Origin of the sequence: Streptomyces sindenensis (assembly GCF_014649035.1) — a bacterium.
Classification (GTDB): Bacteria; Actinomycetota; Actinomycetes; order Streptomycetales; family Streptomycetaceae; genus Streptomyces; species Streptomyces sindenensis.
Genome location: NZ_BMSG01000020.1, coordinates 1 through 21,886, shown reverse-complemented (window position 1 = coordinate 21,886; position 21,886 = coordinate 1). Strand labels below are relative to the sequence as shown.

Genomic DNA, 21,886 nt, shown 5'->3' with positions numbered 1-21,886 from the left:
TTGCGTGGGGGGAGCCGTGCTGGGCGCGCCAGGATCAGGCGGCGCTGCGCGAGCGGCGGTAGAGCACCGATCCGGCGCCGGCGAGCAGCAGTCCGGCGCTGGCCGGGATGAGCAGTTCGAGTCCGTCACCACCGGTCTGTGCGAGCTGCTCGCGGGGAACGTTCCGGGTCTCGGGGGCGTTCGGCTCGGGCGGCTGGCTGACCGGCGGGTCGACCGGCTTCTCGGGCGTGACCGGGGGCTTCTCCGGCTGCTCGGGCGGCGGGGGCGGAACCTCGGCGTCGTTGGAGCAGCTGTTGCCGAAGACGGGGTTCAGCAGTCCGCCGATGGTGACGCTGTTCCCGCAGAGGTTCACGGGGATGTCGATCGGCGCCTGGACCGAGTTGCCGGAGAGGATGCCGGGCGAGCCCTGGGCGGTCCCTTCGGCGGTGGCGCCGCCGCCCGGGGCCCGGTGACGGCCCGTGCCGGGCTCGGAGGTACGGTCCGAGGCCGTGGTGTCACCGGCCTGGGCGCCGTTCCCGGAGCCGCCGGGGACCGAGCGGTCCTGGGCGCCGCCGGACCGGTCGGACGCCGATCGGTCGGAGTGCGCGGACCGGTCGGATCCTGCTGATCCGTTTCCGCAGTCGTTTCCACTGGCCGGGTTGAGCAGTCCGCCGACGCTGACGGAGTTTCCGCAGACGTTGACGGGGATCTCGATCGGCACCTGGACCGAGTTGCCGGACAGCACGCCCGGCGAGCCGGAGGCGGTGCTCGCCGCTCCGGAGTCGGCGTGGGCGTATCCACCGCTCAGCGCGAGCACTCCGCCCGCAGCCGCCATGGTGATCAGGCCTTTACGAGTGACCTGTCGCATAGGTTCGTTTCCTGCCTTCTGGCTTCCGAAATACCCCCGGACATGACCGTGCGGGAGCCGAATGCCGAACGGTCCCGGAGTGCATGGGGTGCACTCCGGGACCGGTCGAGCTCAAACCCTTACGGGTTGACGTTCAACGATCAGGCGTTGACGCAGGTGTTGCCGAAGGCGGGGTTCAGCAGACCGATCACGGAGACCGTGTTGCCGCACACGTTGACCGGCACGTGGACCGGAACCTGGACGACGTTGCCGGAGAGCACGCCGGGGCTGCCGATGGCCGCACCCTGGGCGCCCGCGTCGGCGGAAGCCATGCCCGCACCCGCGAGAACGAGTCCACCGGTGGCAGCCGCAACTGCGACGACCTTCTTGATCATGATTCCTCCTAGTTGGAAAATGCGGTCCCAGCCGCGGACCGCAAACCTTGTAACGAGGGGGAATTCGCGGGGCTACGTGTAAACAGCTCGTTTCACCCGTTCGGACATGTCCGCACGGGTGACCGAATCAGCGGTGACCCGATGATGAATCGGTCATGGACCGGTCAGGAGTGGTCGATGAAGCGGTCGAGCACCCGCACGCCGAACTGGAGCCCGTCGACCGGGACCCGCTCGTCGACGCCGTGGAACATCCCGGCGAAGTCCAGCTCCGGCGGCAGCTTCAGCGGGGCGAAGCCGAAGCCCCGGATGCCCAGGTCGTCGAAGGACTTGGCGTCGGTGCCGGCCGAGAGCATGTACGGCACGGCCCGGGCGATCGGGTCCTCGGCGACCAGCGCGGTCTGCATGGCGTCGACCAGCGCCCCGTCGAACGTGGTCTCCAGGGCCTTGTCCGCGTGCACGTCCTCGCGCCGGACGTTGGGGCCGAGGATCCGGTCCAGGTCGGCGAGGAACTCCTCCTCGTACCCCGGCAGATACCGGCCGTCGACATGGGCGGTCGCCTGGCCCGGGATGACGTTGACCTTGTAGCCGGCGCCGAGCTGGGTGGGGTTGGCGGTGTTCTGGAGGGAGGCGCCGATGAGCTTGGCGATGCCGCCGAGCTTGGCGAGCGTCTCGTCCATGTTCTCCGGGTCCAGCTCGGTGCCGAGCGCGTCCGAGAGCTCGTCCAGGAAGTGCCGCAGGGTCTTGGTGACCCGCACCGGGAACTTGTGCCGGCCCAGCCGGCCGACCGCCTCGGACAGCTCGGTGATGGCGTTGTCCCGGTGGATCATCGAGCCGTGTCCGGCGGTGCCGTCCACGGTCAGCTTCATCCAGTGCATGCCCTTCTGGGCGGTCTCCACCAGATACAGACGCAGGTTCTCGTTGACGGTGAAGGAGAAGCCGCCGACCTCGCTGATCGCCTCGGTGACGCCCTCGAAGAGGCCCGGGTGGTTGTCCACGAGATAGCGGGCCCCGTACGTGCCGCCCGCCTCCTCGTCGGCCAGGAAGGCGAGCACGATGTCGCGCGGGGGCTTGCGGCCGCTGCGCATCCGCTCCCGGACGACCGCGAGGGTCATCGCGTCCATGTCCTTCATGTCGACCGCGCCCCGGCCCCAGACACAGCCGTCCGCGATCTCCCCGGAGAACGGGTCGTGCGTCCAGTCCGCCGCGTTGGCCGGGACGACATCGGTGTGCCCGTGGATGAGGAGCGCCGGGCGGGAGGGGTCCTCGCCCTCGATCCGGGCGACGGTGGAGGCCCGCCCCTTGTGCGACTCGAAGATCTGCGGCTCCAGGCCGACCTCCGCGAGCTTCTCCGCGACGTACTCGGCGGCGAGCCGCTCACCGGGGCCCGAGTGGTCGCCGTAGTTGCTGGTGTCGATCCGGATCAGGTCCCGACAGAGGTCGACGACCTCCTGCTCGGCCTTGCCGGTGCCGGCCTTGCCCGTGCTGCTCTCGCTCACGCTGGTTCCCTCCACTGTCGCTGTGGTGCTCCTTCTCATCCTCCCGCGCCCGCGGCGTACGCCCAAGGCCGCACACCCCCGTCACGCACCGTTCACCGCCATCGGGGCGTGATCGAGCACCCTCAAATGTTTGCTATGGTTTTCCACGTCGGAACGGGCACGGCCCGCGAGACAGACACCTTGTCCGGGTGGCGGAATGGCAGACGCGCTAGCTTGAGGTGCTAGTGCCCTTTATCGGGCGTGGGGGTTCAAGTCCCCCCTCGGACACCAGCAGGAGCCCCACTTCGGTGGGGCTCTTTTGCGTCACCGGGCGATCACGGAGAGGGGCGGCAATGCGGGGCCGCAGGAAGCCACCCGTCTCCCCTCTTCCCCAGCGGGACGGGATCGATGCCGTGCGGGTGCGGCTTCCGGAGGACCCCGAGGGGCGGTGGGCGTCCGTCGGGGAGCATCTGGCCGACCGCTTCGGTGGGGCGATCGGGGCGGACCGGGTGGCCGGAATGCTGGACGCCGGGCGGTTCGTGGGGGCCGACGGAGCCGCCGTGCGGGGCTCGGAGCCGTACGCCGCCGGGCGGTATCTCTGGTTCCACCGGGACTTCGCGGCCGAGGTGCCGGTGCCCTTCCCGGTCGGGGTGGTGTACCGGGACGAGCGGATCGTGGTCGCGGACAAACCGCACTTCCTGGCGACGACGCCCCGGGGGCGGCACATCACCGAGACCGCCGTGGCCCGGCTGCGGCGGGAGCTGGATCTGCCCGCCCTTCAGCCCGCGCACCGGCTGGACCGGCTGACGGCGGGGCTGGTGCTGTTCGTGGTGCGGCCTCAGGACCGGGGGGCGTACCAGACGCTGTTCCGGGACCGGCGGGTGCGGAAGGAGTACGAGGCGGTGGCCCCGTACGACCCCGGCGTGGCACTCCCCCGGACCGTACGCAGCCGGATCGTCAAGGATCGCGGGGTGCTCGCCGCCCGGGAGGAGCCGGGCGAGGCGAACAGCGAGAGTTACGTGGAGCTGGTGGAACACCGGGGTGCGCTGGGACGCTACCGGCTGGTGCCCGCCACCGGGCGGACGCATCAGCTGCGGGTCCATATGAACGCCCTGGGGCTGCCGATCGTCCACGATCCGCTGTATCCGGTGGTGGAGCCGGACGAGGCGGCCGAGGATGGCGACCGGCCCCTGCAACTGCTGGCGCGGGTATTGGAGTTCACCGATCCGGTCGGCGGGGAGCCGCGTCGCTTCGCGAGTGCGCTGCGGCTCTCCGCCTGGCCGGAGGGGTGACGTACCCGGCGGTCAGTGGCCGCGCTTGACCCACTCGTCGAGCTGCGGGGCCTCCGCGCCGATGGTGGTGGGGTCGCCGTGGCCGGTGCGGACCGCCGTGTCGCCGGGGAGGGTGAGCAGCCGGTCCCGGATCGAGTCGATGATCGTGGGGAACGACGAGAAGGACCGGCCGGTGGCGCCGGGCCCGCCCTGGAAGAGGGTGTCGCCGGTGAAGACGGTGCCCAGCTCCGGGGCGTACAGGCAGACCGCGCCGGGGGCGTGGCCCGGGGTGTGCAGGACCGTCAGCGTGGTGTCGGCCACGGTGATTTCCTGGCCGTCGGTGAGGGTGCCGTCGGGGGCGCGGTCCGGGTGGGTCTGCTGCCAGAGCGGGAGGTCGTCCGGGTGGAGCAGGACCGGGGCGCCGGTGGCTTCCGCGAGGGCCGGGGCGGCGTCGATGTGGTCGTTGTGCGCGTGGGTGCAGACGATGGCGCGCAGCGTACGGCCGGCGAGCGCGGTCTCGATGGCGGCGGCGTCGTGGGCGGCGTCGATGACGATCGCCTCGGTGTCGTCGCCGACGATCCAGACGTTGTTGTCGACATCCCACTCGCCGCCGTCGAGGGCGAAGGTGCCGGAGGTGACCAGGTGGTCGATGCGGGCGGTCATCAGAAGACCACCACCGAGCGGAGGACGTCGCCGTCGTGCATGCGGGCGAAGGCCTGCTCGATGTCGCCGAGTCCGATGGTCTCGGTGACGAAGGCGGCGAGGTCGATGCGGCCCTGCTGGTGGAGGTCGACGAGCATCGGGAAGTCGCGGGAGGGCAGGCAGTCGCCGTACCAGGAGGACTTGAGGGAGCCGCCGCGGCCGAAGACGTCCAGGAGCGGCAGTTCGAGCTTCATGTCGGGGGTGGGGACGCCGACGAGGACGACCGTTCCGGCGAGGTCGCGGGCGTAGAAGGCCTGTTCGTAGGTCTCCGGGCGGCCGACGGCCTCGATGACGACGTCGGCGCCGTTGCCGTCGGTGAGGGCGCGGATCGCCTCGACGGGGTCGTTGGTGCGGGAGTTGACGGTGTGGGTGGCGCCCATCTTCTTCGCCGTCTCCAGCTTGCGGTCGTCGATGTCGACCGCGATGATCTTCGCCGCGCCGGCGAGGCGGGCTCCGGCGACGGCCGCGTCGCCGACGCCGCCGCAGCCGATGACGGCGACCGAGTCGCCGCGGCCGACCTGGCCGGTGTTGATGGCGGCGCCGATGCCCGCCATGACGCCGCAGCCGAGGAGCCCGGCGACCTCCGGGGCGACCTCGGGGTCGACCTTGGTGCACTGGCCGGAGGCGACGAGGGTCTTCTCGGCGAACGCGCCGATGCCGAGGGCGGGCGACAGCTCGGTGCCGTCGAGCAGCGTCATCTTCTGCTCGGCGTTGTGGGTGTTGAAGCAGTACCAGGGGCGGCCGCGCAGACAGGCCCGGCACTGGCCGCACACGGCACGCCAGTTGAGGATGACGAAGTCGCCGGGGGCGACGTCCGTGACGCCCTCGCCGACCGACTCCACGACACCGGCGGCCTCGTGGCCGAGCAGGAAGGGGAACTCGTCGTTGATGCCGCCCTGCTTGTAGTGCAGGTCGGTGTGGCAGACGCCGCACGCCTGGATCTTCACGACGGCCTCGCCGGGGCCGGGGTCCGGGATCACGATCGTCTCGACCCTGACCGGCTCGTCCTTGCCCGGTGCGATGACCGCTTGCACCTGCTGTGCCATAACCCTGCTCTCCCTGCTCCCGCGCTTCGCGAAGATCGATCGCGGACCACCGTACGCCTTGGCGGGCCGGCTACGGAGCGAGGACGTCCAGTTCGTGCAGGGCGCCCACCGCGATTTCCTTGGTGATCCGCTCGGCGGCCTCCGGGTCCCCCTCGCGGACCGCCTCGGCGAGCCGGACGTGCAGGGTGACGGCGGCCGGGTCGGGGTCCTCGAACATCACCTGGTGGTGGGTGCGGCCGGCGAGGACCTCGGCGACGACGTCCCCGAGGCGGGCGAACATCTCGTTGCCGGAGGCGTTGAGGACGATCCGGTGGAAGGCGATGTCGTGTTCGAGGTAGCCCTCCAGCTGGTGGCCGCGCGAGGTGGCGACCATGCCGAGGGCGCGTTCGGTGAGCTCGGCGCACTGCTCGGCGGTGGCGTGGCGGGCGGCGAGGGACGCCGCGACCGGTTCGATCGCGGAGCGCAGCACGGTGAGGGAGCGCAGCTGGCGGGGGCGGTCGGCGCCGGCCAGGCGCCAGCGGATGACCTGGGGGTCGTACACGTTCCACGTCTCGGTGGGGCGGACCGTCACGCCGACGCGGCGGCGGGACTCGACCAGGTGCATCGATTCCAGGACCCGGATCACTTCGCGGATCACCGTGCGGGAGACGTCGAAGCGCTGGGCCAGCTCGTCGGTGCGCAGGACGCTGCCGGGCGGGCACTGGCCGGAGGAGATCTCCAGACCCAGGGTGTCCAGCACATGTGTATGCAGCCCCTGGCTCTGTGTGGTCATGGGTCAAGCCTACGGGGAGACCCCCGGGAGCAATAAGTACGACGTTTACGTCACAGCCTCTTGAATAAGTCGTACCTAATGGGTTTCAGTAGCGCGACGGACCGATGTCGAAGAAGACAGCGAGACACCCCCATGAACACCGCACCCCGCATGAGCACCCCCCACGTCGTCGTGGTGATGGGCGTGGCAGGAACCGGCAAGACCACGATCGGTCCCCTGCTCGCCGCCGAACTCGGCGTTCCGTATGCCGAGGGCGACGATTTCCATCCCCCGGCGAACATCGCCAAGATGTCGGCCGGCACCCCCCTGGACGACGACGACCGGTGGCCCTGGCTCGATGCCATCGGCGCGTGGGCGCACGGGCGTGCCGGGCGCGGCGGGGTCGTCTCCAGCTCGGCGCTCAAGCGGGTCTACCGGGACCGGCTGCGGGACGGGGCGCCGGACGCCGTCTTCCTGCACCTGACCGGTGACCGCGCGCTGATCGAGGAGCGGATGGCGGACCGCAAGGGCCATTTCATGCCCACCGCGCTCCTCGACTCGCAGTTCGCGACGTTGCAGCCGCTCCAGGCCGACGAGGCCGGGGTGAGTGTCGACGTGTCCGGCACCCCCGAGGAAATCACCCAGCGAGCCGTCGCCGCGCTGCGCCGGCTCGACAGTTAAGGACCATTACCGTGACCAGTCTCAGCGTCGAGATGCTGGCAGCGGACGCCGCCGAACCGATCACCTCGGCAGGCAACGCTCAGTTGGGCATCGCCGTCCTGGCGGGCATCGCCGTCATCGTTCTCCTCATCACCAAGCTCAAGATGCACGCGTTCCTGGCGCTGACCATGGGTTCGCTGGCGCTCGGCTCCTTCGCCGGAGCCGCCCCGGCCGACACGATCGCCAGTTTCACCGCGGGCCTCGGCTCGACCGTCGCGGGCGTGGGCGTCCTGATCGCGCTCGGCGCGATCCTCGGCAAGCTGCTCGCCGACTCGGGCGGGGCCGATCAGGTCGTCGACACCATCCTCGCCAAGGCGAGCGGCCGGGCGATGCCCTGGGCGATGGTCCTGATCGCCTCGATCATCGGGCTGCCGCTGTTCTTCGAGGTCGGGATCGTGCTGATGATCCCGGTCGTGCTGCTCGTCGCCAAGCGCGGCAACTACTCCCTGATGCGGATCGGGATCCCCGCGCTCGCCGGGCTCTCGGTGATGCACGGGCTGATCCCGCCGCACCCCGGTCCGCTGGTCGCGATCGACGCCCTGGACGCCAACCTCGGCGTGACGCTGGCGCTCGGTGTGCTGGTCGCCATCCCGACGGTGATCATCGCCGGTCCGGTCTTCTCCCGCTACGCCGCGCGCTGGGTGGACATCAAGCCGCCGGAGAAGATGATCCCGCAGCGTCCCTCCGAGGACCTGGACCGCCGTCCGAGCTTCGGCGCGACCCTGGCGACGATCCTGCTGCCGGTCGTCCTGATGCTGCTGAACGCGCTCGTCGAGATCGTGGTCGACAACCCGGAGAACGGCCTCCAGAAGGTCACCATGGTCATCGGTTCGCCGCTGATCGCCCTGCTCGCGGCCGTCCTGGTCGGGATGTTCACCCTCGGCCGGGCCGCCGGGTTCACCAAGGACCGGCTGGCCGGCACCGTGGAGAAGTCCCTCGCCCCGATCGCCGGGATCCTGCTCATCGTCGGCGCGGGCGGCGGCTTCAAGCAGACGCTGATCGACGCCGGGGTGGGCCGGATGATCCTGAACTTCTCCGAGAACTGGTCGATCCCCGCCCTGCTGCTGGGCTGGCTGATAGCCGTCGCGATCCGCCTCGCCACCGGCTCGGCCACCGTCGCCACCATCTCGGCCGCCGGTCTGGTCGCCCCGCTGGCCGCCGATATGTCGACCTCGCACGCGGCGCTGCTGGTGCTGGCCGTCGGCGCCGGTTCGCTCTTCTTCAGCCATGTGAACGACGCCGGGTTCTGGCTGGTGAAGGAGTACTTCGGCATGGACGTCGGGCAGACGGTGAAGACCTGGTCCGTGATGGAGACGATCATCTCCGTGGTGGCCATGGCGTTCATCCTGCTGCTGTCGCTGCTGCTGTAGCCGGTTCTGCACGGCACGGAGAACGACGAACGCCCGCCCCGGTACGTCACCGGGGCGGGCGGTTCGCGTACGGGCGTCTCGCGTACGGGCGGTTCGCGTACGTGCGTCTCGCGTACGGGGATGTCAGCGGCGGGCCGACTCGCTCTCGGCCGCCTTCTCCAGCTGGAACGCCTCGTTGCCGAGGCCGATCCGGGCGTGCACCTCAGGCTTGGCCTTGCGCAGCACCGCCCCGTACACCAGGCCGCCGACGAGGGCGAGGATGATCACGCCGGGCAGCAGCAGGTCGAGGACCGAGCCGGGTCCGGAGCCGACCAGGACGTCGAAGTCGCGGACGGTGAAGACGGCGATCGTCAGGAGCGCGAGTCCGGCGAGGGCTGAGGCGACCAGGCGCGGGGCCTGCGCACGGCCCGTGCCGCGCTTGACGAAGAAGGCGATGACGGCGAAGGAGGCGGCGGCCATCAGCAGGATGACGCCGAGCGCGCCGACGTTGCCCATCCAGGTGAACAGCCGCAGGACGGGGGCGGTGGGGTCGCCGACCGGGTTGTCGTCGGTGAACGCGAACGCCGCGATGATCACGACGGAGACGGCCGACTGGAGCAGCGAGCCGGTGCCGGGGGCGCCGCTCGCCCGGTTGGTGCGGCCGAAGCTCGCGGGCAGCAGGCCCTCGCGGCCCATCGCGAACGCGTAGCGGGCCACGACGTTGTGGAAGCTGAGGAGCGCCGCGAACATCCCGGTGACGAAGAGGATGTGCAGCACGTCGGTGAAGGTGGAGCCGAGCCGTTCCTCGGTGAGGCCGAACAGCATGCCGGGGCCCTCCTTGAGGGAGGTGCCGGCGATGGAGCCGGGTCCGGCGGCCACGGTCAGGGCCCATGAGCTGATGGCCAGGAACAGCGCGGCGTAGCCGACCGCGAGGAACATCACACGGGAGACCACAATCTGCGGACGGCTGGTCTCCTCCGCGTACACCGGGGCCTGCTCGAAGCCGACGAACGCGGCGATGCAGAAGCAGAGCGCGGTGCCGAGCCCGGCGCCGGTGAGGGTCTCGGGGTTGAAGGCGTGCAGCGACAGGCCCTCGGGGCCCGGCTTGCCCACGGCGGCGATGTCGAAGATCACGACGAGGGCGCACTCGATGACCAGCAGGACGCCGAGCACCTTGGCGTTGAGGTCGATCTTCAGCCAGCCGAGGACGCCGACGACGGCCGCCGACACCAGGGCGGGTATCCACCACGCCAGCTCGATGTCGAGGTACGTGGCGAAGATGCCGGAGACCTCGAAGCCGAGGATCCCGTAGATGCCGACCTGCATGGCGCTGTACGCCACCAGCGCCACGAGCGACGCCCCGGCGCCGGCGGTCGGGCCGAGCCCCCGGGCGATGTACGCGTAGAACGCCCCCGCGTTGTGGACGTGCCGGCTCATCTCCGCGTAGCCGACGCTGAACAGCATCAGGACGACGCCCAGGATGATGTAGAGCAGCGGCTGGCCGACGATGCCCATGACGCCGAAGACCGTGGGCATCACCCCGGCGACCACCATCAGCGGGGCGCTGGCCGCGACCACCGAGAGCAGGAGGCCGGGGGTGCCGAGCCGGTCGGCGCGCAGGGCGCGTTCCTCGCCCTTGTAGGTGTTGATCCCGCCGGTATCGGCCGGCCCCCTGGTGGTGCCGGTCTCGCTGGAAAATGAACTGCCGGTCGACATGGCGGGATGGGTCCCCTTCTCGTGGTTCCGGGTGGTGGGGTGGTGGTGCCCTTCGTGCTGTGTTCCGTGCCGTGCGCCTGCTGAGTTTCCGTGCTTCACGGGGTGCCGAGCGCGTACGTGCGCGCGGCGGTGAACGCCTCGTGGGGGTCCCGGCCCGAGTACGACCAGGGCGCGGGGGTGGCACAGGCGCCGATGCGGTGGAAGAGGGCGGCGGCCTCGGCGGGCCGGCCCTCGCAGACCTTGGCGTGCGCCAGGAAGTTCAGGTCGAGGCGGTGGCGCGGGTGGTCGTCGCGCTCCCACTCCAGCCACCAGTCGAAGGCGGCCTTCATCACCTGGCGGGACCGGCGGCCGGACCAGTGCTCGGAGCGCGCCGGGTCGTCGGGCTCGATGCCGGCGGCGACCAGGACGCGGTAGCGCTCGGCGTGGGCGACGACCGGCAGGACGGCGAGCGGGGAGTCGGCGGGGGCCAACTCGGCGGCCCAGGCGGCGAAGTCGTACACCTCGTGGAGCGGGTCGTGACCGCTCTCGGGTTTGCTCTCGGCCAGCAGCCCGGTCATCACGTGGTGGGCGTGGTGGTGGTCGGGGTGGCGGGAGCGCACCTCCTCGAAGAGCCTGCCCGTCTCGTCCGCACCGTCGTCGCGGCCCCGGTTCAGCAGGAGCAGCGCGAGCCAAGGGGTGGGGTCGTCGGGGGTGAGGCGGGCGGCGGCCAGGCAGGCTTTCCGGGCGCGGGCGGCCTCGTTCGCCCTGGCCTTGGGCCGCAGGGCGCGCACGACCCGGGCGCAGGCGAGGAGGAGGGCCGCCTCGGCGCTCTCGGGTTCGACGAGCAGCCAGTCACCGGCCCAGTTCTCGGCGGACGAGGTCTCGGCGAGGGCGAGTACGCGATGGCCGCGGCGGTCCCAGTCCCGCCCGGTGGCCACCAGCAGCGTGCGCGCCTCGGACCATCTGCCCTGGACGAACCGGCTGCGTACGGCACGGAGTTCGCCGTCGTCGAGAGCCGGGTCGAAGACGTGGTCCGAGCGGCTGCCCCGGCGACGGGAGCGACCCAGGGGCGGCGGGGGCGGGGGCATGCCGCGGGCTTCCTTCGATGCGGTGTGCGAGCGGATGATCGCGCACAGCAAAGCGGCAGGCAACGCTCCACGTCAAGGGGCACCGCCCGACCACAGCTCGGGCTTCTCGGCCAGTTGGCTGGATCCGGTCGAGCCGTCGGTGGTATCGGCGCAGCGTGCGGGTGGGGCGGGCGGGGCGGAGGTGACGCCTGACACACTGCGTGCATGGAGCCTCGTGAACCCCTCGCCCCCTTCCTTCTCGCCTTCCCCGGGCCGTTGCGCGACCGGTTGGTGGCGGCGGTCCTCTCCGGCGAGAAGGTGTCCACCACCGGGCTGCTCTGCGAGTACGAGCTGGAGCAGGAGGAGTTGCCTCCCGTGGGCGAGCGCTCCGCGCTGATCGACTCGGACGGGCGGGAGGTGGCGGTGGTCGAGGTGACCGAGGTACGGGTGCTGCCGCTGGGGGCCGTGGATCTGCGGCACGCGCTGGACGAGGGTGAGGGGTACACGTCGGTGGCCCAGTGGCGGGCGGGGCACGAGCGGTTCTGGCACAGCGAGGAGATGCGGGAGGCGTTGGGGGATCCGTCGTTCACCGTGGACGACGGGACGATGATCGTCGCGGAGCGGTTTCGGGTGGTGGAGCGGTTGGGGTGAACGCCGGGGAGCTGCCCCCGGGCCCCGCTCCTCGGTCGCCGGAGGGGCTCACAGCGCTGCGGCCGCCGCCCGGCCCGCCGCCCGGCCCGAGAAGATGCAGCCGCCCAGGAACGTGCCCTCCAGGGAGCGGTAGCCGTGGACTCCGCCGCCGCCGAAGCCCGCCGCCTCGCCCGCCGCGTACAGGCCCGGGAGCGGGGTGCCCTCGGCGGTGAGGACGCGGGAGGACAGGTCCGTCTCCAGGCCGCCCAGGGACTTGCGGGTGAGGATGTTGAGGCGGACGGCGATCAGCGGGCCCGCCGCCGGGTCCAGGATCCGGTGCGGTTTCGCGGTGCGGATGAGGCGGTCGCCCAGGTAGGCGCGGGCCCCGTGGATCGCGGTGACCTGGAGGTCCTTGGTGAACGGGTTGGCGATCTCGCGGTCCCGGGCGGTGATCTCGCGGCGCAGCTCGGCCGCGTCGATCAGGCCGTCGCCCGTCACCGCGTTCATGCCCCGGACCAGGGCGTCGAGGTCCTTCTCGACGACGAAGTCCGCGCCGTGGTCCATGAACGCCTTCACCGGTGCGGGCACGTCCGCCCGGGCCCGGCCGATCACGTCGCGGACGGACTTCCCGGTCAGGTCCGGATTCTGCTCGGAGCCGGAGAGGGCGAACTCCTTGCCGATGATGCGCTGGTTGAGCACGAACCAGGTGTAACCGTGGCCCGAGCCCATGATGTGTTCGAGGGTGCCGAGCGTGTCGAAACCGGGGAAGAGCGGGACCGGCAGCCGCTTGCCGCGTGCGTCCAGCCAGAGGGACGAGGGGCCGGGCAGGATCCGGATGCCGTGCTTGGACCAGATCGGGTTCCAGTTCTCGATGCCCTCGGTGTAGTGCCACATCCGGTCGCGGTTGATGTGGTGCGCGCCCGCCTTCTCGGCGATGCCGAGCATCAGGCCGTCGACGTGCGCGGGGACACCGGAGAGCATCTTCTCCGGCGGGGTGCCGAGCCGCTCGGGCCACTGGGCGCGGACCAGGTCGTGGTTGCCGCCGATGCCGCCGGAGGTGACGATCACCGCCTGGGCCTTCAGCTCGAAGGGGGCCGTGACCTCACGGCTGCTCGCCGTGCCGCGCTCCGCCCCGCTGGGCTCCAGGATCTCGCCACTCACCGTGTCGAGCTCCCCGGCCGTGCGGGCGAGGCCGGTGACCCGGTGGCGGAACCGCAGCTGGACGAGCCCCTTGGCGACGCCCTCGCGGACCCGGCGTTCGAAGGGGGCGACGACGCCGGGGCCGGTGCCCCAGGTGATGTGGAAGCGGGGAACGGAGTTGCCGTGGCCGGTCGCGTCGTAGCCGCCGCGCTCCGCCCAGCCGACGACCGGGAAGATCCGCAGCCCCTGCTGGTGCAGCCAGGAGCGCTTCTCACCGGCGGCGAAGTCGACGTACGCCTCCGCCCACTTGCGCGGCCAGCGGTCCTCCTCCTCGCGGTCGAAGCCGGCCGTGCCGAACCAGTCCTGGAGGGCCAGCTCCCGGCTGTCCTTGATCCGCATCCGGCGCTGTTCGGGCGAGTCCACGAGGAAGAGCCCGCCGAAGGACCAGTGCGCCTGGCCGCCGATGGACTGCTCGGGCTCCTGGTCGAGGAGGATCACGGAACGGCCGGCGTCGACCAGTTCGGCGGTGGCCACGAGCCCGGCGAGTCCTGCCCCGATCACGATCACATCAGCGTCGTACGCCATGGGTTCCATCCTGTCGGGGAGGGGCGGGGCCGGGCGACAAGTTACCCGTGCGTCAGATCTTGGATACCGGCCGCTGCCACGTCAACCGTCCGACTGCTGTTGGATGAAACGCATGACGCCTTCTGACGAGATTCTGGACATCGTCGACGAGAACGACGAGGTCATCGGGCAGGCCCCGCGCGGCGAGGCGACCGCGCGGGGGCTGCGGCACCGCTGCGTGTTCATCGAGGCGCGCGACGCGGAGGGGCGGATCTTCGTCCATCGGCGTACGGCCACCAAGCTGGTTTTCCCCTCGCACTACGACATGTTCGTCGGCGGGGTCGTGGGCGCGGGCGAGTCGTACGAGGAGGCGGCGCTGCGCGAGGCGGAGGAGGAGCTGGGTGTCCCGGGGCTGCCGCGGCCCGAACCGCTGTTCCGGTTCCTCTACGCCGACGGCGAGCACACCTGGTGGTCGGCCGTGTATCAGGTGCGGTGCGAGCTGCCGGTCTCGCCGCAGGTGGAGGAGGTCGCCTGGCACGCGTTCCTGGACGACGCCGAGCTGGAGCGGCGCCTCGGCGAGTGGCCCTGGGTGCCCGACGGTCTGGAGGCGTACCGGCGGCTGCGGGAGCTCCGGCGGGCTGACCGGGCGGGCTGACCGGGCCCGCGCCGCGCGCACGGCTCGGCCCTGGCGTCAGCCTGGGCCCTGTCGTCAGCCTGGGCCCTGTCGTCGACCTGCTGTCTGCCGTGCGACGCCCGGCACGCGGCCGCCCCACGGGCGACGACGGCAGGTTGACGACAGGACCTAGGGTTTCCCGTGTGAACAAGATCGCGCGGAGTGTACGGCTGTGGTTCGCGCCGCAGCGGATCCGGGAAGAGGGGGACACCCCCGACTACCGGTTCTCGCTGGCCAACGAGCGGACGTTCCTCGCCTGGATCCGGACAGCTCTGGCCCTGATCGGCGGGGGTTTCGCCGTCGATCAGTTCCTGCCGGAGCTGGTGTGGGGCGTCCGGGCCGGGCTCGCGCTCGGGCTGCTGGCCGCCGGGGTGCTCTGCGCGCTGCGGGCGGTCAACCACTGGGTGCGGTGCGAGCGGGCGATGCGGCGGGGCGAGGACCTGCCGGTGTCCCGGTTCCCGGCCCTGCTGGGTCTGGTCGTCGCCGTCGTCGCCGTGGCGATGGTGGTGGTGGTCCTCTTCGGCTGGGAGGGCGTGTGACGGCGGTGACGGACCGGGATCCGGGGTTGCAGCCGGAGCGGACGCGGCTGGCCTGGCGGCGCACGACGCTGACCGCCACGGTGGTAGCGCTGCTCGCGGGGCGGCAGGCGCTGCATAGCGGGGCGACCCCGGCCGCGCTGGTCGGGGTGGCGCTGAGCGCGCTGGCCTGGCTGGGGTTCTTGCTGGTCGCCCACCGCCGGGTGAGCGTGCTGGGGGTGGCGCGGCCCGTGCCGTTCGCGCCGCGCGCGGCGCTGGCGGCGGCGCTGTGCACGGTGGCGCTGGCGGTGTTCGCGGCGGCGATGCTGTTCTGATCCGCTCGGCCGGCTGGTGTCGCTGCAGCGGTGTGTCCAGGTCCTGGCGTCGAACGGCAGTCTGACGGCAGGGCCTAGGTTCTGTCGTCAAACTGCCGTCGTCGCCCGGAGGGCGGCCGCGCGGCGTCCGGTGCGTGCGATCGCAAGGCGCCTGAATGGTCTTGTAGCGGAGCTACCAGGGCATTTGGGCAACGCCGCGAGCGTGCGTGCCGGGCGTCGCGCGGCAGACGGCAGTTTGACGGCAGGGCCTAGGGAGCCTCCCAGTCCACCGTGACCACGATCTTGCCGCGCGTCCGCCCCTCCTGGTTCAGCCGGTACGCCTCGGCCGCCTCCTCCAGCGGGAACACCCGGTCCACGTGGACGGTGACGATGCCCCGCTCGGCCAGCTCCGCGACCTGGGCCAGGTCCGCCGCGTCCGGGCGCACGAACGCGTAGCGGCCGCCGTAGGAGAAGACCTCGTCGTCCGCGATGGAGGCGAGCCGGCCGCCCGGGGCCAGGGTCTCGGCGGAGGCTCTCAGGGCGTCTCCGCCCACCGTGTCGAAGGAGGCGTCGAAGCCCTCGGGGACCAGGTCCCGCAGTCGTTCGACGAGGCCCTCGCCGTACTCCACGGGCTCCGCGCCCAGGCTCCGCAGGTGCTCGTGGTTGCGGGGGCTCGCGGTGCCGACGACCCGGCAGCCGGTGTGCCGGGCGATCTGGACGGCGAGCGATCCGACGCCCCCGGCCGCCGCGTGGACCAGGACGGTGTCGCCCTCGCGGACCTTCAGGGTGCGGTGGAGCACCTGGTAAGCGGTCAGCCCGGCCAGCGGCAGGCCCGCCGACTCCTCGAAGCTGAGGCTGAGGGGCTTGCGGGCGAGGGTGCGCACGGGCGCGGCGACGTACTCGGCGAACGTACCGCGGGAGAGGAAGTCCTCGCGTACGTAGCCGATGACCTCGTCACCCACCGCGAACTCGTCGACGGCGACGCCCGGTTGCACGACGACCCCGGATACGTCCCAGCCGGGGATCACCGGGAAGACGGCGTCGAGGGCGCCTTGGAGATAGCCCTCGCGGGCCTTCCAGTCGACCGGGTTCACCGCTGCCGCCCGCACCTTCACCAGGACGCTGTCGGGGCCGACCTTGGGGTCGGGCCGCTCGCCGTACTCCATGACGTCGGCCGAGCCGTACGCGCTGTAGCTGATCGCCTTCATCCCTCGACCTTCCGCGCAGGTCAGGGTCGGCGCAACTCAGGCGGTACGGCCGTGGGCCCCGCCCTCACCAGCGCGGGACCGTCGGCGTCGTCCAGTCCGGGTCGACGACGCGCATCGCCGCCGCGTCGTCGCGCTCACGGTGGGTCCCGTCGTCCTCCAGCCAGCGGCGGTGCAGGGCGGCGAGGCGGTCGCGGTCCAGTTCGACGCCGAGCCCGGGGGCGTCGGAGACCGGCAGCCGTCCCCCGGTGAAGGTGTGGCGCTCGGTGATGACGTCCTCGGTCTGCCAGGGGTAGTGGCTGTCACAGGCGTACGCGAGGCCGGGCACCGTGGCGGCGACGTGGGTCATCGCGGCGAGGCTGATGCCGAGGTGGGTGTTGGAGTGCATGGAGAGTCCGACGCCGAACGTGCGGCAGATGGCCGCCAGTTCCCGGGTGCGGTGCAGTCCGCCCCAGTAGTGGTGGTCGCTCAGGACGATCTGCACGGCGTCGCGGGCGATGGCCTCGGGGACCTCGGCGAGGGTGGTGACGCACATGTTGGTGGCGAGCGGGACATCGGTGGCGGCGGCCACGGCGGCCATGTCGCCGGTGCCGCTGGTGGGATCCTCCAGGTATTCGAGGACGTCCTTGAGCCGGTCGGCGACGTACAGCGAGGTGGGGACGGACCATGCGCCGTTCGGGTCCAGGCGCAGCGGGCGGCCGGGGAACGCTTCGGCCAGGGCGCGGATCGCGGCGATCTCCCGGTCGGGCTCGAAGACGCCGCCCTTGAGCTTGAAGGAGCCGAAGCCGTAGGTGCCGGCGAAGCGCCGGGCCTGGGCGACCACGCCGGCCGGGTCGAGCGCCGCGCCCCAGCCGTCGCGCTCGCCGGAGGCCGGGTGGTCGGCCCAGCGGTAGAAGAGGTACGCGCTGTACTCGACGCTGTCGCGGACCTTGCCACCCAGCAGCGCGTGCACCGGCAGGCCCTGCGCCCTGCCGAGGGCGTCCAGGCAGGCGACTTCGAAGGCGGAGACGACCGAGAGCCGGATCTTCTCGGCGTTCCTGACCCCGCGCAGCCCTCCGGCGTCCACCCGGTCGTCGGCAGCGGCGGTGTGCGACGCGTCGCACACCTCGTCGGCCAGGGCGAACAGCCCGTTCAGATCGGTGACCGCGCGGCCCGGGAGCGCTTCGGCGAGGGAACGCGCGGGCTCCAGATAGGCGCCGTCGCCGTACGTCTCCCCCACGCCGGTGGCTCCGCCCCGGGTGACGACCTCGACGATCAGGCGCGGGGTGTACGGCTGGTGGACGCCCTGCGTGTTCAGCAGGGGTGGATCGGACACGAGGATCGGGGTGAGCCGGACGTCTTCGATCACCAGAGCTGTATCCATACGTGAACTGTATTCAGGGATGCGTTTCGCTGCCAGAGTCCGGACGACTTCCGCGGCGGCAGATCCCGAAGGACACTGGACGACATACCGACTGGTCGGCATCATGGTTCCCGATCGTCCCGTGACCTCGTTCCGTCGCCCGGAGGTACGCACCATGAGTTCAGTCCCCCCACCAGGTCTCGACCCGGAGCTGCTGCGCGGCCACCTCGACCGCGAGCGGCCGGGGCTGGTGAGCGGACCCCTCGAAGCGCGGCTCATCGAGGGCGGCCGCTCGAACCTGACGTATGTCGTCGGCGACGGGACCGGACAGTGGGTGGTGCGCCGGCCTCCGCTCGGCCATGTGCTGGCCACCGCGCACGACATGACGCGCGAGCACCGGGTGATCAGCGGTCTGCACCCGACCGCCGTCCCGGTGCCGGAGCCGCTGCTGCTCTGCGAGGACGACTCGGTGATCGGCGCGCCGTTCTACGTGATGGAGTACGTCGAGGGCACCCCGTACCGCACCGCCGAGCAGCTCGCCCCGCTGGGCCCCGAGCGCACCCGGGCGGCGGTCCTCGGACTCGTCGACACCCTGGTCGATCTGCACGCCGTGGACCCGGAGGCGGTCGGGCTCGGGGACTTCGGACGGCCCGAGGGCTTCCTGGACCGGCAGTTGCGGCGCTGGGGCAAGCAGTTGGACGCCTCCCGCAACCGTGACCTGGCCGGCATCGACGAGCTGCACGCCGCGCTCGGCCGCGCCCTGCCCTCCTCCCCCGCGCCCACCGTCGTCCACGGGGACTACCGCCTGGACAACGTCCTGATCGGCTCCGACGACCGGATCAAGGCCGTCCTCGACTGGGAGATGTCCACCCTCGGCGATCCGCTGACCGACCTCGGGCTGCTCGTGATGTACAGCTCCGACCTCGGGCTGCCGCAGTCGCCGGTCTCCACCACCAGCGGGGCGGCCGGGCACCCCGCCCCCGCCGAGCTGATCGAGCGCTACGCGGCCCGCTCGGGCCGGGACACCTCCGCCATCTCCTGGTACACCGCGTTCGCCTGGTTCAAGCTCGCCGTGATCCTGGAGGGCATCCACTACCGCTACACCCTCGGCCAGACCGTCGGCGCGGGCTTCGACCGGATCGGCGAGCTGGTCCCCGTCTTCATCGCGCACGGCCTCACCACCCTCCAGGAAGGCTGACCCCATGGACTTCGCATTCGACGCCCGTACCGAGGAGCTGCGGAGCAAGCTGCTCGCGTTCATGGACGAGCACGTGTATCCGGCCGAGCAGGTCGCCGAGGAGCAGCGGGCGCGGCTCGCCTCGCCGTGGGACACCCCGGCGGTCGTCGGGGAGCTGAAGGCCGAGGCCAAGCGGCAGGGGCTGTGGAACCTCTTCCTGCCCGACGCCGAGTACGGGGCCGGGCTGACGAACCTCCAGTACGCCCCGCTCGCGGAGATCACCGGACGCTCCCCGCACCTCGCGCCGACCGCGACGAACTGCGCGGCCCCGGACACCGGGAACATGGAGGTGCTGTTCCAGTTCGCGACCGAGGCGCAGAAGAAGCAGTGGCTGGAGCCGCTGCTCGCCGGGGAGATCCGCTCCGCGTTCGCGATGACGGAGCCGGACGTGGCGTCATCGGACGCGACGAACATCGAGACGCGGATGATCCGCGATGGCGATGACTACGTCATCAACGGGCGGAAGTGGTACATCTCCGGGGCGATGAACCCGGAGTGCGCGGTCTTCATCGTGATGGGCAAGACCGACCCGGACGGCGCCGACATCCGCCGTCAGCAGTCGATGATCCTGGTCCCCCGCGACACCCCGGGCGTCGAGGTGCGGCGGGCGATGCGGGTGTACGGGTACGAGGACCACTCCCACGGCGGCCACGCCGAGGTGGTCTTCCACGACGTACGGGTGCCCGCGGCGAACCTGATCGGCGAGGAGGGCGGCGGCTTCGCCATCGCCCAGGCGCGGCTGGGCCCGGGCCGGATCCACCACTGCATGCGGCTGATCGGGATGGCGGAGCGGGCCATCGAGCTGATGTGCCGGCGGGCGGTGGCGCGTACGGCGTTCGGCAAGCCACTGGCCGCGCAGGGCGTCGTGCAGAACTGGATCGCGGACGCCCGGGTCACGGTGGAGCAGCTGCGGCTGCTGGTGCTGAAGACGGCCTGGCTGATGGACACCGTGGGCAACAAGGGCGCGCACACCGAGATCCAGGCCATCAAGATCGCCACCCCGCGCGCGGTGGTGGACATCCTGGACTCCGCGGTGCAGTTGTACGGCGCGGGCGGGGTGAGCCAGGACTTCCCGCTGGCGGAGCTGTGGGCCTCGGCGCGGACGCTGCGGCTGGCGGACGGTCCCGACGAGGTGCACCAGCGGTCGCTGGCCCGGCGGGAGATCAAGCGGTACGTGTGACGGACGCGGTGCGGCCCCCTCCCGTGGTGCTCGTCGGGAGGGGGCCGTGCCGTTACCCGGACAGCATGATCAGAAGGTGAGCTGCCAGCTGTCGACATAGCCGGTGTCGTACCGGGCGACGTCCTGGACGCGGAGCTTCCAGGTGCCGTTGGCCACCTCGCCGGAGGCGTTGACCGTGTACGTCGTGATGACGTTGTCGGCCGAGTCGCCGCTGCTGGAGTTCTTCAGCCGGTACGCGCTGCCGTCCGGGGCGATCAGGTCCACGACGAGGTCGCCGCGCCAGGTGTGCTTGATGTCGACGCCGACCTGAAGTGCGGACGGGGCGTTGCCCGTTCGTCCGCTGACCGCGACGGACGAGGTCACCGCCGCTCCGGCGTCCGGGATGGCCACGTCGGTGGTGTTGCTGAACACGTCCCCGCCGGTCGGCGGTTCGCCGGTGCCGGCGGAGAGGGTCCAGACGGCGTGGGCGGCGGCGTCGCTGTTGCGGTCCAGGGCGGTGTCGTTGACGTTGCTCAGGTTGTCGCAGGAGGAGTGGTAGCAGCGGTCGAAGGCCTGGCCCGCCGTGCCGCCCCACTTCTGGGCCTGGGCGGCGGACTTGGTGTTGCTCGCGCCGGTGAAGAGCCCGCCGACGGGGACGCCGGCGCTCTTGAACGGGGCGTGGTCGGACCGGCCGTCGCCCTCGACCTCGATCTCGGTGGGGACGTTCAGGCCCGCGAAGTAGTCCTTGAAGGTCTTCTCGATGACCGGGTCGTCGTCGTAGACGAAGTAGCCGGCGTTGGGCGAGCCGATCATGTCGAAGTTGAGATAGCCGGAGAGCTTGGAACGCTCGGCGGACGGCAGGTTGTTGACGTAGTACCGGGAGCCGACGAGGCCCAGCTCCTCCGCGCCCCACCAGGCGAACCGCAGATGCTTGTCGGGCTGGTATCCGGCGCGGGAGACGGCGAGCGCGGTCTCCAGCACGGCGGCCGAGCCGGAGCCGTTGTCGTTGATCCCGGCGCCGGAGGAGACCGAGTCGAGGTGGGCCCCGGCCATCAGGACCTTGTTCGGGTCGCCGCCGGGCCAGTCGGCTATCAGGTTGTAGCCGGTGGCGCCGTTGGAGGTGAACTGCTGGATCGTGGTGGTGTATCCGGCCGCGTCCAGCTTGGCCTTCACATAGTCGACGGACGCCTTGTAGCCGGGGCGGCCGTGGGCGCGGTTGCCGCCGTTGTTCGCGGCGATCGTCGAGAGCTGCGAGAGGTGGGCCTTGACGTTGGCCAGGGAGATGTCGGGGGCTGCCGCGGCAGCCGCCCCGGCGGTCGGCGCTCCTGCTGCCTGGACGGCCGGGGCACCGGCCCCGAGGGCTATGGAGAGGGCTACGGCGGCGACGGCCGCCGAGGATCTGCGCAGGGTGAAGCGGTTCGGTCTCATTCACGGGCTCCGGATTCCGTTGGGGACTGACGGAACGTGCGGGGGGTACCCGGCCGCGCGGTGCCCGGCCGGGTCCTGGAGCTGGCTGTGCGCAATGCGAGACCGATGCTCAGGGAGATGACGGTGCTCCGTCAAGAGCGGAAACCGGACAGGTCCGTTCTATTAACGAACGGGTCTGCCCCGACGGACGGATCTCCCCTGTCGGACGGGTCCCTCGCCGTGCCCACCGGCGCGCCCGCGAGGAGGCCGGACACACCTCACACATCCGGATTCACCGCGCCCGGCGGGGCGGGGGCCACTGGATCGGCCGCGTGCCGGGAGCCCTAGGGGTCGTCTTCAAAGGGGATCGGGTGGTGAGAGATGATCCTGGTCATGGTGCGTC

General features: G+C 71.4%; 21 protein-coding genes and 1 tRNA gene. 10 read left to right on the top strand and 12 right to left on the bottom strand.

The features are described from left to right. Positions 1-34: 34 nt before the first annotated feature. The 3 genes from IE145_RS33860 to IE145_RS21320 all read right to left on the bottom strand — a co-directional run bounded on the left by IE145_RS33860 (position 35) and on the right by IE145_RS21320 (position 2,717). Complete coding sequence (locus tag IE145_RS33860; protein ID WP_189527071.1) at positions 35-847, bottom strand: chaplin; 813 nt, start codon at positions 845-847, stop codon at positions 35-37. Positions 848-987: 140 nt separating this feature from the next. Beyond that, complete coding sequence (gene chpH / locus IE145_RS21325; protein WP_006123411.1) at positions 988-1,221, bottom strand: chaplin ChpH; 234 nt, start codon at positions 1,219-1,221, stop codon at positions 988-990. Between the two features lie 164 nt (positions 1,222-1,385). Next, the gene (locus IE145_RS21320; protein ID WP_069738889.1) at positions 1,386-2,717 is read right to left on the bottom strand and encodes a M20/M25/M40 family metallo-hydrolase; all 1,332 of its coding nucleotides are present in this window, start codon (positions 2,715-2,717) and stop codon (positions 1,386-1,388) included. A 182-nt stretch (positions 2,718-2,899) separates the two neighbouring features. On the opposite strand from IE145_RS21320, the gene IE145_RS21315 reads away from it, so the two are divergent. Further along, a tRNA-Leu gene (locus IE145_RS21315) sits at positions 2,900-2,987 on the top strand. Between the two features lie 62 nt (positions 2,988-3,049). Beyond that, positions 3,050-3,988: a pseudouridine synthase gene (locus tag IE145_RS21310; protein WP_189527070.1), complete on the top strand. Its 939-nt coding sequence runs from the start codon at positions 3,050-3,052 to the stop codon at positions 3,986-3,988. Between the two features lie 12 nt (positions 3,989-4,000). Here the strand turns inward: IE145_RS21310 and IE145_RS21305 are convergent, their stop codons facing one another. The 3 genes from IE145_RS21305 to IE145_RS21295 form a co-directional block, all read right to left on the bottom strand. Next, the gene (locus IE145_RS21305; protein WP_189527069.1) at positions 4,001-4,630 is read right to left on the bottom strand and encodes an MBL fold metallo-hydrolase; all 630 of its coding nucleotides are present in this window, start codon (positions 4,628-4,630) and stop codon (positions 4,001-4,003) included. Continuing rightward, complete coding sequence (locus tag IE145_RS21300; RefSeq protein WP_189527068.1) at positions 4,630-5,715, bottom strand: S-(hydroxymethyl)mycothiol dehydrogenase; 1,086 nt, start codon at positions 5,713-5,715, stop codon at positions 4,630-4,632. The genes IE145_RS21305 and IE145_RS21300 overlap by 1 nt, the downstream gene beginning before the upstream one ends. Positions 5,716-5,785: 70 nt before the next feature. Continuing rightward, entirely contained in the window at positions 5,786-6,487 is a 702-nt protein-coding gene (locus IE145_RS21295; RefSeq protein ID WP_189527067.1) for a FadR/GntR family transcriptional regulator, read from the bottom strand. A 150-nt stretch (positions 6,488-6,637) separates the two neighbouring features. Here IE145_RS21295 and IE145_RS21290 point away from each other — a divergent pair, with 150 nt between their 5' ends. Together IE145_RS21290 and IE145_RS21285 are read left to right on the top strand one after the other, a co-directional pair. Then, complete coding sequence (locus IE145_RS21290) at positions 6,638-7,147, top strand: gluconokinase (RefSeq protein ID WP_189527066.1); 510 nt, start codon at positions 6,638-6,640, stop codon at positions 7,145-7,147. A gap of 11 nt (positions 7,148-7,158) precedes the next feature. Then, a complete protein-coding gene (locus IE145_RS21285) occupies positions 7,159-8,556 on the top strand; it encodes a GntP family permease (protein WP_189527065.1) in 1,398 nt (465 codons plus the stop codon). Positions 8,557-8,679: 123 nt separating this feature from the next. Here IE145_RS21285 and IE145_RS21280 read toward each other — a convergent pair whose 3' ends face one another. Then, a complete protein-coding gene (locus tag IE145_RS21280) occupies positions 8,680-10,251 on the bottom strand; it encodes an APC family permease (RefSeq protein ID WP_189527064.1) in 1,572 nt (523 codons plus the stop codon). A gap of 95 nt (positions 10,252-10,346) precedes the next feature. After that, complete coding sequence (locus IE145_RS21275) at positions 10,347-11,318, bottom strand: hypothetical protein (protein ID WP_189527063.1); 972 nt, start codon at positions 11,316-11,318, stop codon at positions 10,347-10,349. Between the two features lie 204 nt (positions 11,319-11,522). On the opposite strand from IE145_RS21275, the gene IE145_RS21270 reads away from it, so the two are divergent. Further along, on the top strand, positions 11,523-11,948 hold the full coding sequence (locus IE145_RS21270) for an ASCH domain-containing protein (RefSeq protein WP_189527062.1): 426 nt from the start codon (positions 11,523-11,525) through the stop codon (positions 11,946-11,948). A gap of 48 nt (positions 11,949-11,996) precedes the next feature. On the opposite strand, the gene IE145_RS21265 is transcribed toward IE145_RS21270, so the two are convergent. Further along, a complete protein-coding gene (locus IE145_RS21265) occupies positions 11,997-13,652 on the bottom strand; it encodes an FAD-binding dehydrogenase (RefSeq protein WP_189527061.1) in 1,656 nt (551 codons plus the stop codon). A 112-nt stretch (positions 13,653-13,764) separates the two neighbouring features. On the opposite strand from IE145_RS21265, the gene IE145_RS21260 reads away from it, so the two are divergent. The 3 genes from IE145_RS21260 (at position 13,765) to IE145_RS21250 (ending at position 15,154) form a co-directional block, all read left to right on the top strand. Then, complete coding sequence (locus tag IE145_RS21260) at positions 13,765-14,286, top strand: NUDIX domain-containing protein (RefSeq protein ID WP_189527060.1); 522 nt, start codon at positions 13,765-13,767, stop codon at positions 14,284-14,286. Between the two features lie 161 nt (positions 14,287-14,447). Continuing rightward, the gene (locus IE145_RS21255) at positions 14,448-14,843 is read left to right on the top strand and encodes a YidH family protein (protein ID WP_189527059.1); all 396 of its coding nucleotides are present in this window, start codon (positions 14,448-14,450) and stop codon (positions 14,841-14,843) included. Next, entirely contained in the window at positions 14,840-15,154 is a 315-nt protein-coding gene (locus IE145_RS21250; protein ID WP_189527058.1) for a DUF202 domain-containing protein, read from the top strand. The genes IE145_RS21255 and IE145_RS21250 overlap by 4 nt, the downstream gene beginning before the upstream one ends. Before the next feature lie 248 nt (positions 15,155-15,402). Here IE145_RS21250 and IE145_RS21245 read toward each other — a convergent pair whose 3' ends face one another. Together IE145_RS21245 and IE145_RS21240 are read right to left on the bottom strand one after the other, a co-directional pair. Beyond that, a complete protein-coding gene (locus IE145_RS21245; RefSeq protein ID WP_189527057.1) occupies positions 15,403-16,341 on the bottom strand; it encodes an NADP-dependent oxidoreductase in 939 nt (312 codons plus the stop codon). A 64-nt stretch (positions 16,342-16,405) separates the two neighbouring features. Further along, positions 16,406-17,701 carry an enolase C-terminal domain-like protein gene (locus tag IE145_RS21240; protein ID WP_189527056.1) on the bottom strand — a complete coding sequence of 432 codons (1,296 nt, stop codon included), beginning with the start codon at positions 17,699-17,701 and terminating at the stop codon, positions 16,406-16,408. A gap of 154 nt (positions 17,702-17,855) precedes the next feature. Here IE145_RS21240 and IE145_RS21235 point away from each other — a divergent pair, with 154 nt between their 5' ends. After that, complete coding sequence (locus tag IE145_RS21235) at positions 17,856-18,878, top strand: phosphotransferase family protein (RefSeq protein ID WP_189527055.1); 1,023 nt, start codon at positions 17,856-17,858, stop codon at positions 18,876-18,878. 4 nt (positions 18,879-18,882) lie between these two features. Then, on the top strand, positions 18,883-20,097 hold the full coding sequence (locus tag IE145_RS21230; RefSeq protein WP_189527054.1) for an acyl-CoA dehydrogenase family protein: 1,215 nt from the start codon (positions 18,883-18,885) through the stop codon (positions 20,095-20,097). A 69-nt stretch (positions 20,098-20,166) separates the two neighbouring features. Here IE145_RS21230 and IE145_RS21225 read toward each other — a convergent pair whose 3' ends face one another. Further along, a complete protein-coding gene (locus tag IE145_RS21225) occupies positions 20,167-21,504 on the bottom strand; it encodes a M28 family metallopeptidase (protein ID WP_189527053.1) in 1,338 nt (445 codons plus the stop codon). Positions 21,505-21,886: the final 382 nt, after the last annotated feature.